The organism is Streptococcus sp. CL5.50, from assembly GCF_049738015.1.
Lineage (GTDB): Bacteria > Bacillota > Bacilli > Lactobacillales > Streptococcaceae > Streptococcus > Streptococcus mitis_CA.
In genome coordinates this window covers 1-12,583 of sequence record NZ_JBKOTR010000018.1, presented here as the reverse complement: position 1 = coordinate 12,583, position 12,583 = coordinate 1, and the positions used below count along the sequence as shown (strand labels likewise).

Annotated in this window: 10 protein-coding genes, 1 tRNA gene and 1 riboswitch; of the genes, 5 read left to right on the top strand and 6 right to left on the bottom strand. The window is 39.9% G+C overall.

Translation table 11 applies throughout. The annotated features are described in order from the left end of the window. Positions 1-10 precede the first annotated feature (10 nt). Together ACLNCV_RS09170 and mnmE are read left to right on the top strand one after the other, a co-directional pair. Positions 11-193: a 4-oxalocrotonate tautomerase gene (locus ACLNCV_RS09170; protein WP_001117401.1), complete on the top strand. Its 183-nt coding sequence runs from the start codon at positions 11-13 to the stop codon at positions 191-193. Between the two features lie 137 nt (positions 194-330). Continuing rightward, entirely contained in the window at positions 331-1,704 is a 1,374-nt protein-coding gene (gene mnmE, locus ACLNCV_RS09165) for a tRNA uridine-5-carboxymethylaminomethyl(34) synthesis GTPase MnmE (protein WP_424845123.1), read from the top strand. Between the two features lie 44 nt (positions 1,705-1,748). Here mnmE and dapA read toward each other — a convergent pair whose 3' ends face one another. The 4 genes from dapA to ACLNCV_RS09145 form a co-directional block, all read right to left on the bottom strand. Beyond that, positions 1,749-2,684: a 4-hydroxy-tetrahydrodipicolinate synthase gene (gene dapA, locus ACLNCV_RS09160; protein WP_153199081.1), complete on the bottom strand. Its 936-nt coding sequence runs from the start codon at positions 2,682-2,684 to the stop codon at positions 1,749-1,751. A gap of 56 nt (positions 2,685-2,740) precedes the next feature. Continuing rightward, entirely contained in the window at positions 2,741-3,817 is a 1,077-nt protein-coding gene (locus ACLNCV_RS09155; protein WP_000542462.1) for an aspartate-semialdehyde dehydrogenase, read from the bottom strand. A gap of 387 nt (positions 3,818-4,204) precedes the next feature. After that, positions 4,205-4,277 (bottom strand) — tRNA-Thr (locus ACLNCV_RS09150). A gap of 99 nt (positions 4,278-4,376) precedes the next feature. After that, positions 4,377-4,886, bottom strand: a complete 510-nt coding sequence (locus tag ACLNCV_RS09145) for a QueT transporter family protein (protein ID WP_000737072.1) — start codon at positions 4,884-4,886, stop codon at positions 4,377-4,379. After that, a riboswitch (PreQ1 riboswitch) is annotated at positions 4,884-4,980 on the bottom strand. (Overlaps the previous gene by 3 nt.) Before the next feature lie 28 nt (positions 4,981-5,008). Here ACLNCV_RS09145 and ACLNCV_RS09140 point away from each other — a divergent pair. Together ACLNCV_RS09140 and mscL are read left to right on the top strand one after the other, a co-directional pair. Beyond that, entirely contained in the window at positions 5,009-5,446 is a 438-nt protein-coding gene (locus ACLNCV_RS09140) for a GtrA family protein (protein WP_424845122.1), read from the top strand. Between the two features lie 77 nt (positions 5,447-5,523). Continuing rightward, entirely contained in the window at positions 5,524-5,904 is a 381-nt protein-coding gene (mscL, locus tag ACLNCV_RS09135; RefSeq protein ID WP_025171919.1) for a large conductance mechanosensitive channel protein MscL, read from the top strand. A 41-nt stretch (positions 5,905-5,945) separates the two neighbouring features. On the opposite strand, the gene hemH is transcribed toward mscL, so the two are convergent. Beyond that, positions 5,946-7,040: a ferrochelatase gene (gene hemH, locus ACLNCV_RS09130; RefSeq protein WP_424845121.1), complete on the bottom strand. Its 1,095-nt coding sequence runs from the start codon at positions 7,038-7,040 to the stop codon at positions 5,946-5,948. Between the two features lie 153 nt (positions 7,041-7,193). Between hemH and pepT the strand changes: the two genes are divergently transcribed. Next, complete coding sequence (gene pepT / locus ACLNCV_RS09125) at positions 7,194-8,417, top strand: peptidase T (RefSeq protein WP_424845120.1); 1,224 nt, start codon at positions 7,194-7,196, stop codon at positions 8,415-8,417. A gap of 35 nt (positions 8,418-8,452) precedes the next feature. Here the strand turns inward: pepT and ACLNCV_RS09120 are convergent, their stop codons facing one another. Next, on the bottom strand, positions 8,453-12,442 hold the full coding sequence (locus ACLNCV_RS09120; RefSeq protein ID WP_424845119.1) for a pneumococcal-type histidine triad protein: 3,990 nt from the start codon (positions 12,440-12,442) through the stop codon (positions 8,453-8,455). Positions 12,443-12,583: the final 141 nt, after the last annotated feature.

Sequence of the window (12,583 nt, the reverse complement as noted above, 5' to 3'; positions counted from 1 at the left end):
GGAAGCTATTATGCCATTTGTACGCATCGATTTATTTGAAGGACGCACGCTCGAGCAAAAGAAAGCTCTTGCTAAGGAAGTGACGGAAGCTGTTGTCCGTAACACTGGAGCACCTCAATCTGCTGTCCATGTCATCATCAACGACATGCCAGAAGGAACTTACTTCCCTCAAGGTGAAATGCGCACCAAATAATCTAGCTTAAGCAGAATTGCTTAGGCTTTTTCAATCTCCAAGTAGCATCCATTGAAGAAATAGTTCAAATTTGTTACAATTTGAAAGGATACTTGGAAAAATTTCCAAGAAAAGAGCTATTTATTAAAGGAAACATTATGATTACACGTGAATTTGATACCATCGCTGCTATCTCTACTCCACTAGGTGAAGGGGCTATTGGTATTGTCCGCCTGAGCGGAACAGAAAGTTTTGCTATTGCGCAAAAGATTTTTAAAGGAAAAGACTTGAACAAGGTTGCCAGCCACACTCTCAACTACGGTCACATTATTGATCCTCTGACTGGTAAAGTCATGGACGAAGTCATGATTGGGGCTATGAAATCTCCAAAAACCTTCACTCGTGAAGATATTATCGAGATTAACACCCATGGTGGGATTGCAGTCACTAATGAAATATTACAACTAGCGATTCGTGAAGGAGCTCGATTGGCTGAACCTGGTGAATTTACTAAACGTGCCTTCCTAAACGGTCGCGTAGATTTGACGCAGGCTGAGGCCGTTATGGACATCATCCGTGCTAAGACAGACAAGGCTATGAACATTGCAGTTAAACAATTAGACGGTTCCCTTTCTGAGCTGATTAATAATACCCGTCAAGAAATCCTCAATACTCTTGCCCAAGTCGAGGTTAATATTGATTATCCTGAGTATGACGATGTTGAGGAAGCCACTACTGCCGTTGTCCGTGATAAGACTATGGAGTTTGAACAATTGCTAACTAAGCTTCTTAGAACAGCCCGTCGTGGTAAAATCCTTCGTGAAGGAATTTCAACAGCTATCATCGGACGTCCCAACGTTGGGAAATCAAGCCTTCTCAACAACCTCTTGCGTGAGGACAAGGCAATCGTAACCGATATTGCTGGTACTACTCGAGATGTCATCGAAGAATACGTCAACATCAACGGTGTTCCTCTAAAATTGATTGACACAGCTGGTATTCGTGAAACGGATGATATCGTTGAACAAATCGGTGTTGAGCGTTCGAAAAAAGCTCTTAAGGAAGCTGACTTGGTTCTGCTAGTACTAAACGCTAGCGAGCCCTTAACTGCCCAAGACCGACAACTTCTTGAGATTAGCCAAGATACAAACCGTATTATTCTTCTTAATAAAACCGACCTGCCTGAAGCGATTGAAACTTCGGAACTACCTGAAGACGTTATTCGTATTTCAGTCCTTAAAAACCAAAATATTGATAAGATTGAAGAACGTATTAACAACCTCTTCTTTGAAAATGCTGGTTTGGTTGAGCAAGACGCAACTTACTTGTCAAATGCCCGTCATATTTCCTTGATTGAGAAGGCTGTTGAAAGCCTACAGGCTGTTAATGAAGGGCTGGAACTAGGTATGCCAGTTGACTTGCTTCAAGTTGACTTGACTCGTACTTGGGAAATCCTCGGAGAAATCACTGGGGATGCTGCTCCTGATGAACTCATCACTCAACTTTTTAGCCAATTCTGTTTAGGAAAATAAGAAATCCATGATCGTTCATTCGGTCATGGATTTTCTAATCATTCTTAGTAATCTGGTCTTAGGACACCTGTTACAGTTGCCTTAGTTGCTTCGTAGTCGCCATCAACGACGACTTTGATAATGCGTTTGGCATCTTCTTCTGGTGCTGGAACTAGAGGTAAGCGTGTTGGGCCAGCTTCAAATCCCATATAGTTAAGAACAGCTTTAACTGGAGCAGGACTTGGATATGAGAAGAGGGCATTAACCTTAGGAATGAACTTGCGCTGAATAGCTGCTGCTGTCTTCATATCACTTTCTGCAATGGCAGTAAACATCTCGTGCATTTCATCCCCATTTGTATGGGATGCAACAGAAATAACCCCGTCAGCACCAAGGTTCATGGCATGGAAAGCATCTCCATCCTCACCTGTATAAATCAAGAATTCTTCAGGCTTGTGTTCAATCAAGTAAGCCATATTAGCCAAGCTAGTACATTCTTTGACACCAATAATATTTGGATGGTTAGCCAAACGAAGCATAGTTTCTGGAGTCAATTCAACAACTACACGCCCTGGAATGTTATAGATAATAATTGGTAGGTCAGAAGCATCTGCAATAGCTTTAAAGTGCTGATACATTCCTTCTTGAGAAGGTTTGTTGTAGTAAGGTACAATAGCAAGCCCAGCAGCAAAACCGCCAAATTCCGCGACTTCTTTGACAAACTCAATAGAGTCACGCGTATCATTGGTACCCACACCCGCAATCAAAGGCACACGTCCATTGACAATCTTTTGTACAGCCGCAAACAGTTCCAACTCTTCATCGTGGGTCAAGGTTGGACTCTCAGCAGTGGTCCCTGCAAGGAGAATTCCGTCTGTATGATGCGCCAACAAATGCTCAATCAAGGCTGGAATGGCATCAAAATTGATGGAACCATCCTCATGGAAGGGGGTAATAAAGGCTGTGATGATTTTACACTCTTTTAAATCTTTATAAGACATGAGAAACACCTCTCTATTTCAAAGAAGGAGTTCATCTGAACTCCTAAACGATATGACTATTTTAATTCAAATTTCAATTCGGCCGTTGGACGAACCAAGCCACGTTCATGAAGAGTTTCTGCAATCTGAACTGAGTTCCAAGCAGCACCTTTGAGCAGGTTATCTGAAACAACCCACATGTGAATTCCTTTTTCTGCATCCAAGTCTTTACGGATACGACCAACAAAGGTATCACGTGAACCCACTGCATTAATGGCTTGAGGATAGATTTGATGAGCCACATCATCTTCAAGGACAGCGCCTGGGAAGGCTGCGATAGCTGCTTTTACTTCTTCGATTGGAGCCACTTCTTTTGTTTCGATGTAAACAGACTCAGAGTGAGCTGACAAGACTGGAATACGCACACACGTTGCAGATACTGCAATGCTATCATCTTCCATAATTTTCTTAGTTTCCTTAGTCATCTTCATCTCTTCGTAAGTGTAATCATTGTCAGTGAAGACATCGATTTGTGGAAGAGCATTGAAGGCGATAGGATAATGTTTCTTGTCTCCACCTGAAGGCAAGATTTCGGCATGTAAATCACGTGGTTTCACTCCATCATTCAAGACTTCACGAAGTTCACGTTGTGTCTCAAGAATTGCTCCCATACCAGCACCTGAAACTGCTTGGTAAGTTGAAACAATGATACGGTCCAAGCCCCATTTTTGGCGAACTGGCTCAAGAGCCACCATCATTTGGATTGTTGAACAGTTAGGGCAAGCAATAATCCCGTTGTGGGCATCAAGTGCGTGAGCATTGACCTCTGGAACAACCAAAGGAACATCTGGATTTTGACGGAAGTAAGATGTATTATCTACTACTACCGCTCCAGCTTTAACTGCGTATGGTGCATATTTAGCTGATGTAGAACCACCTGCTGAAAAGAGAGCAATATCAACTCCTTCAAAAGCTGTTTCAGTCGTTTCTTCAATCGTAATATCTTGATCTTTAAATTTCAAAGTCTTGCCTGCTGAACGTGCAGAAGCAAGTAAACGAATTTTATCAATTGGAAGTGTTGATTCTTCCAACATTTTTATCATCTGAGCTCCGACAGCACCTGTCGCGCCGACTACAGCAACTGTATATCCCATAAATAACCTCTTTCGGAATTTTCTAAAAATTTCTATAATAGATGTATTATACTACTTTTTCCATGAATTGCAAAGCTTTTTCATCAATTTTGGAAAATAAAAATCCCCAGTCTTTAGACCAGGGACTAAGAGGCATCTTCATGTGATGAGCAGGTTCACACAACTCATCAAGGTCCGCTCCTGCGTTATGACCTCCTTATGCTCAATAGTAGCCCGAAGACTACCTATCGACTCATCGCATCTACTATTCTACTAAAGAGAATCACTTTTGTCAACAGACGAAACTCTTTGATTTTATTTACACATGTGCATAAGAAACATCTTTGAAAAATTTGGGGCAGACATAACAAAAACCCTTGTTAATCAAGGGCTTTTCTGTTTATTTCATGCTAATTGCCGGGATTGAACCGGCGACCTCATCCTTACCATGGATGCGCTCTACCAACTGAGCTAAATCAGCTTACTTAAAAAGTATACTATAGTTAGAAAAACTTGTCAAGTTTCCTTAGATATTTTCCATAAGAAAAAGCCAGGTAAGAGCTACCTAGCTTGTCCAGTTCTATTTGCTTAAATCAATTCGACGACCAATTTTACCAATGATAATCGCTCCAATAATTAATGAGGCAAATTCACCGATTCCTGTTGTGAACCAAGTAAGGAAAAATGGTAATTGCGCTACGATATTCAACTCGGCAGCGATAGTAAACATAGAAATTGAAAAGAGGATTGAGAAGAAGAAATGATCTTTTCGAATCAATCCGTTAAAGAGATAATCCTTGCTGTATTTTGCAAAAAGCCAAACACCTAGACTGAGGAATACCAAGGTTGATCCACCACCAACAAAGACATCTAGCAGTCCGAAGCTAAAGAAATTAGCAATCATACAACCGATGGTAACTCCGATGATGTACTTAGGATTGTAAAAAGCCATAAAATTCATCATTTCTGAAATACGGAACTGATAAGCACCATAGCTAATGGCATTTAGAGGTGGTGTGACAGTCAAAACAACATAGATAGCAGCAACGATTGCAATATCTGCTACATCACGAATAGTTAATTTTTTCATCTTTTCTCCTTTGGCGGTTGTCCGCGTGTAATATGCTTGGTGAAAGAAGCTAAGCACCAAGGGTTGATTTATTCAACCTTACTAGTATAGCACAATAGCCTGCTTTATGCTATACTAAAAGCATGAAAAAAACAATCACTTATATTTTTAATAACGAACTTTTATCCTATCTCCTTTTTGGAATAGCAACTACTCTTGTCTCTATTCTATCCCGATTAGTCATTTATCAATTAACCCATAAAGAACTTCTCGCTACTGCTCTAGCAAATATTATCGGTATTCTGTTTGCATTTATTACAAATGATACAATTGTATTCAAGCAAGCTAGGCAGAATTGGCCAAGCCGTTTAGTGAAATTTACTCTAGCACGTCTTTTCACTTTTGGTCTTGACCTTGTCTTAACTTTTGTTTTTGTTACACGCTTTCCAGAAATCATTGGACAGTTCGTTAACAATAATCTGGATTTAGTTAATGGAATTGAGACTTTATTAGCTCAAATAAGTATTATTATGTTAAATTATTTTTTTAGTAAATTGTATATTTTTAAGAAAACAAGGTAAATTCCAAGCATTAATGTTGCAATTTATTTGTAATTGAGTTATGATAAATTTGAAATTATGGAAAGGAAATTATGAAAATGTTAAAAGATCTTAAAGCATTTTTGCTTCGTGGTAATGTTGTTGACCTTGCTGTCGGTGTGATCATTGCCTCTGCTTTTGGTGCAATCGTTACATCACTTGTTAACGATATCATCACTCCACTTATTTTGAATCCAGCATTGGAAGCTGCGAAAGTACAAAATATCGCTGAGCTTGCTTGGAATGGTGTTACATATGGTAAATTCTTGAGTGCTGTTATCAACTTCCTAGTTATCGGTACTGTTCTCTTCTTCCTTATCAAAGGTATTGAAAAAGCTCAAAGCCTTACTAAGAAAGAAGAAGCTGCTGAGGAAGCTCCAGCTGGTCCAACTGAGTTGGAAGTACTTCAAGAAATCAAAGCTCTCCTTGAGAAAAAATAATCGATTAAAAGGATCTAGCACAAAGCTAAATCCTTTTTTCATTACTCTTTCGGTAACTTGCCTGCTTTCTCAAGCATTTTCTTAATGAGATAAGGCATCTTAACATTTTCCCGACCTTTTTTCTCAATCAATTTTTTCACAAATTCAGGCATTTGTAAATCTTCAGATTCGGCCAAGATATTTTTAGTCTCATCTGAAGGAACTAACTCATCAAAGGTTTCTTCTTCTGGGAGAAATTCCTTAAACTCTTGAAGTTCATTAGCTCTGACTGTATTAACCAAGGCATCAATCAAGCGAGAATCTGTATTTGGCATTGGTGGACGATGATAGTTCACCCCCAATTCCTGACACAAGTCATAACATTCCACATCATTGTCAAACAAGACCTCAATGTGCTCACTGATAAAACTGATAGGAACAAAAATATAATGGTCTGGATGTTCTTTTTGTTCTCTAAGATATTCCAAAACATCTGGCTTAATCCATGGAATCCCGATATCACTCTCACTTTGCCAAGTGTTTGTATATTGCTCAGAACTCAAACCTAGTTTTTCAGCGACTAGCTTGCTATTTTCGAAAATTTGGTCGATATAGGGGTCACCAAAATCCAAGGCAAAAATGGGCACACTATGGGCTGAAAAGATGACTTTAAAGCTATCCTGCTTTACTTCTTCTTTTAAAATCTTAGCAATTTCATCTGCCCAATAGTTTAAGAGCGCTTCTTCTTGATACCAGTCCTTGATAACTAAAAATTTAATTTGTTTGCTTTCTAAAAATTTCTCGTATCCCATGACAGAGTAAAAAGAATAATGGGGCTCCAAAATCAAGCAAATACACTGCTCGATTCCGTCTGCTTCCATCTGACCTATTACATCTGGGATAAAGGGTCTAGAAAACTTATTAGCAAAATAAACACTATACTCATTCCCCAGCCTAGCTTCTACCAAGGCAACCTCTTCTCGGGTAATTTTTTGCAGAGGCGTGCCGCCAATTCGTACATAATTATCATAGAGAGTCTGAATTTCGTGGTCTTGAGGTCTCACTCCACGACGAATATTTGTGAAAAAATCAGCCACACCTTCAAAGGTAATCTCTTCTGGCGAACCGAAAGTCATCATTAAAATTGCTTTTTTCATAATCGCTTCCTTGTGATATTTTTATCAAGTTTATTTTATCATTTATCCATTAATAAGTAAACGCCAACATAGCGAATTTCCCTAACTTCTGTCTTTTGTTTTTCTCTCTTTTCTATGATACAATGGAAAAAATGAATTCAAAAGGAGTTTTTTATGACTTATCCCAATCTCTTGGACCGATTCCTAACCTACGTTAAGATCAACACGCGCTCTGATGAACACTCTACTACTACTCCAAGTACGCAGAGTCAGGTAGATTTTGCTACAAATGTTCTTATTCCAGAAATGAAACGTGTTGGACTGCAAAACGTCTACTACCTTCCAAATGGTTTTGCAATTGGAATCTTACCAGCCAATGATCCATCTTTAACACGTAAGATTGGCTTTATCTCCCACATGGATACTGCTGACTTTAATTCCGAAGGAGTCAATCCACAGATAATTGAAAACTACGATGGTGGTGTGATTGAACTTGGAAATTCTGGTTTCAAACTCGATCCAGCTGACTTTAAGAGTCTTGAGAAATATCCAGGACAAACACTCATCACAACAGATGGAACAACCTTACTAGGAGCTGATGACAAGTCAGGTATTGCTGAGATTATGACAGCTATTGAATATCTGACTGCTCACCCTGAAATCAAGCACTGTGAGATTCGTGTTGGCTTTGGTCCAGATGAAGAAATTGGTGTTGGTGCCAATAAATTTGATGCAGAAGATTTTGATGTGGATTTTGCCTACACAGTTGATGGTGGCCCACTAGGTGAACTTCAGTACGAGACTTTCTCAGCAGCTGGTGCTGAATTACATTTCCAAGGACGAAATGTCCACCCTGGTACCGCCAAAGGTCAGATGGTCAATGCCCTTCAGCTAGCAATTGATTTTCACAATCAACTTCCAGAGAATGACCGACCTGAGTTAACTGAAGGCTACCAAGGTTTCTATCATCTTATGGATGTGACAGGTAGTGTCGAAGAGGCGCGTGCAAGTTACATCATTCGTGATTTTGAAAAAGATGCCTTTGAAGCGCGTAAAGCAGCTATGCAGTCAATCGCCAATAAGATGAATCAAGAACTTGGGAGCGACCGTGTCACCCTAAACTTGACAGACCAGTACTACAATATGAAAGAAGTCATTGAAAAAGATATGACTCCAATTACCATTGCCAAAGCAGTTATGGAAGATTTGGGGATCACTCCTATAATCGAACCAATCCGTGGAGGGACAGACGGCTCTAAGATTTCCTTTATGGGAATCCCAACTCCTAATATCTTTGCAGGAGGAGAAAATATGCACGGACGTTTTGAATACGTCAGCCTTCAGACAATGGAACGTGCAGTTGATACCATCATTGGTATCGTAGCTTATAAAGACTAAAAAGACGAGGTAGCTCAGCTACTTCGCCTTTCTTTTTATTCTGCTGGTTTTTCTTGATTTCCAGCACTTGGTGTAGATTCTGTTGTTGCCTTTTCTGAAGCTGATTCAGCAGGTTTAGAATCTGTTGCCTTGCTCGGTTTGTTTTCGTCGCTAGCAGTTTCACTGTTAGATTCTGCAGCTGAGTTTGGTTGGTTCTCAGCACTTGTCTTATCACCATTTGCTTCGGCATTTGTTGCTGGAGTTGCTTCTTCACTTGCGCTTGATTTTGACTTGATTTCTTGATTCAAGACTAGAATAGCTTTTGTCAATTCAAGTAAAGCGGCCTTATCTTTACTCTTAGCAGAAAGTTGATCTAGTAGAGCATCCACCTTATCAAAGTCCTCATCAGAACCCTTATTGTTTTCTAAGTATGCGTGAAGCGACATAAGAATATCGTAAAGTTTTTGATAGAGTACAAGTGTCTGAGGATCTTGCTCAGTATTTTCTTTCTCTTGTTGAAGGGCGCTGGCGATACGAGTCAAGACATCTTTCACCTGACTATTTACTTCATCCAAGTCTGCATCAGCCTTGTTTGTAGCAGCTTTGAGATTTTCTACTTCTTCTGCCAAGGATTGTCTGATTCCTTCTTCTTGGATTTGCTCTAAGAGTTGAGTTGCCTTGCTCAAAAGACTTTCTACTTGTTCCTTGCTGATATGATTGACATGCTCTTCAGGCATAAAGTCTCCGTACAATTCTTTCAAGAAGCCATAAATAGCTGTCTTGGCACTTTGATTATCGACTTTTTCAGTATCTAGAACTGTTTGACTTGATTTTGCAGCAGTTGGCTGAGCTTTCAAAGCTTCTTCAACTTCTTGTTTTGCCTGATAGATGCTTGGGAATAATTTGTTCAATTCTGCTGCCTTAAGGAAGGATTGAGATTGATACAAGGTCCAAGTCAACTGGGCTACTTTATTTCGAAGTTCATCACTCAAACGACCGTCATTTACGTGTTCGTAGAAATACTTGATGTATTCAACTGTTGTAACCCCTGTTCGGTCATTAAAGTCTTGAAGAGCTTGAAGTTGTGATTCAACCGCTGCTAAACCAGCCTCATCTTTAGCCAACTTAGCTTCTTGAAGTCGAACGAGAAGGTCTTTCTTAGGAAGTCCATAAGAATCTGTATCCAGTGTGTTGATTTTATCAATCAAGGCCTGATATTTCTTATCTAGAGCGCTCGTTTCAACAGGTTTGACACTTTCATCGATATGGATATATTGCTTATCAAAGAGATCAAGTGTTGCAAGATAACCTGCTGTAGAGTTAGTTGCCAATTTCTTCATGTTTTCAGTAAATTGACCCAAGGCTAACTCAATCTGTCTTTGTTTGATTGGATCTTCTTTATAGACGTTTCGACTTTCAGCTAGAAGTTGGTCTACTTTTGCCAAGACTGCCTTCTCATCAAAAGCTCCAGGTTGGTAGTTGGATTGGAGGGCTGGAATTTTGTTTTTCAAAGCTACTTCATAGCCCTTAGTTTGAACCTTGATGTAGTGATTGTGGTCGCCATGAGGAATCACAAAACTACCATTTTCTACCTGTAAGCTATAAGGAGACACACCATCTCGCAAAGCAGTGGTATAGAGTTCATTTAGGAAATCAAGTTCTGGATTGCCAGTTTGTAGCGGAAGACGCACATGTTCCTTACGAACAGCATATGGGTGGATATGAGTTGGATCGTAGGCTTGGTCTGGATTTCCAAAGACAAAGAAGCCGTTTGAGATTCTAATAGCTTCAAGTGGAACACCGTAGGTCTTAGAAATATAAGCAATCTTTTCTTCATCGCTAGCATCTCTTGAGAAAGACTCTACCGTTTTAGCAAGAGGTTTTACAGGCTCTGCATCATGATGTGTTTTCAAATGGTTTTGTGCAGCCTTAATTTGGTCTGCTGTCAAGTCTTTCTTGAAAAAGTAATGATTATGGTCGCCGTGACTCATGACAAAACCTTGCTCATCCTCACTGATGACACGATCGGCATCAAAACCGTGATCATGGTCTTCATCATGATGGTGTCCATGATGATCTTCATCGTGATCGTCATCATGAGCTGGATTTGGTGTTGCTGTATTTGCCCCTTTCAAGTGGTCTTGCGCTGCCTTGATTTGATCAGCAGTCAAATCCTTCTTGAAGAAGTAATGATTATGGTCGCCGTGACTCATGATAAATCCTGCTTCATCCTCACTGATGACACGATTAGCGTCAAAACCGTGATCATGGTCTTCATCATGATGGTGTCCATGATGATCTTCATCGTGATCGTCATCATGAGCTGGATTTGGTGTTGCTGTATTTGCACTTTTCAAGTGGTCTTGCGCTGCCTTGATTTGATCAGCAGTCAAATCCTTCTTGAAGAAGTAATGGTTATGATCACCATGACTCATAATAAAGCCTTGCTCATCCTCACTGATGACACGATTAGCATCAAAACCGTGATCATGGTCTTCACCATGATGGTGATCGTGATTATCTTTATCGTGTTCATCATCATGAGCTGGATTTGGTGTTGCTGTATTTGCCCCTTTCAAGTGGTCTTGTGCGGCCTTGATTTGATCAGCAGTCAAATCCTTCTTGAAGAAGTAATGATTGTGGTCACCATGACTCATGATAAATCCTGATTCATCTTCCGCAATAATACGATTAGCATCAAAGCCGTGTCCACCTTCTTCATGTTCCTCATGTGAAACACCAGGATTGACTGGAAGAGATGGCGAAGGTGTTGTTAGGCCATTGTTTGGAAGAGTCGGTTGACCAATTTGGTTCGCCTTAGGAATGTAATGGAAATGATCGCCATGTCTTACAATATAAGCTGTAGCAGTTTCTTCGACAATATCTTTAGAATTAAAGATATAACCATCAGATGTTGAAGAGATAGCCTTATTTGTAAGCAAGGAAGGATGATTCAAAGTAGATGGACTGCTTGGAAGACTTCCTAGACTAGACGCTACTCCATGAGGTTTTTCATTTGTAGAGACCGTAGAACCAGTTCCACCGATAGGCACCATTCTAGCAATCTTTTCTTCTAAAGGAGAGAGCTTGCTGTAAGGAATAAAGTGATAATGATCGCCATGCGGAATCGCAACTCCATTTGGCGTACGGCTGATAATCTTAGCAGGGTCAAAAACCAGACCGTCTGATTCACTGTAACGTTGGTCACTAGGTGAATCATAGAGTTCTTTCAAAAGACTTTGGAGATTTTCAGCTTTATTCGCTGGCTTGCTAGTTGAGCCTTGTGCTACAGATTGCGTGTCATTATCACTAGCTGTTGAAGAATAGCTTAACTGACTTGGTTGCGTATTTTTGCCAGCTAAATGAGCTTTTGCTGCTGCTAACTCACTAGAAGACAAATCACTTTTTGGAATATAGTGATAGTGACCTCCATGAGGAACGATATAAGCATCACCCGTATCTTCGATAATATCAGCTGGATTAAAGACATAGCCATCATCTGTCGTATAGCGTCCCTGAGATCTTGCTACAGCAACATCTGAGCTGACCTTCTCATTATCTTTGACATGTTCTTGTTTTTGACGATTGATTTCATCCTTGGTTCGAACATTATCAGCATGAGCTGCATCTTTCAGGTAGACATAATATTTTCCATCGACCTTGATGATATAGCCACCCTTGACCTCATTGACAATATCTCCGTCCTTAAGTTGATAGTTTGGATCCTTCATCAGAAGTTCTTCACTAAAGAGGGCATCATAAGGAACTTTACCATTATAGTAATGATAGTGGTCACCGTGTGACGTCACATAGCCCTGATCTGTAATCTTAATGACAATTTGCTCAGCCTGAATTCCTTCTTTTTGGCTAACCTGGTCTGGTGTCAGGTTTTCAGTTTTCTGACTTGACTGGCTGCCATCCACATAAGAGACACGATTATTGTCCTTGTTTTCCTGCGATCGATGCTGGTTCAGTGCATAAGCGCAAAGACTCAAGGATACGATAACAGCTGATCCAGCTGCTATATATTTTTTATTGAATTTCATAAATCCCTCATTTCAATAAATGATGAAGCTATTTCTTAACTTCTTTTTCTCGGTTAAACAGTTTTTCTCAACTGGTTATTTAACCAATTAATTAACCAGTAAATAGTTTACCTTTTTTAAGCTTATCTGTCAAGATTTTTA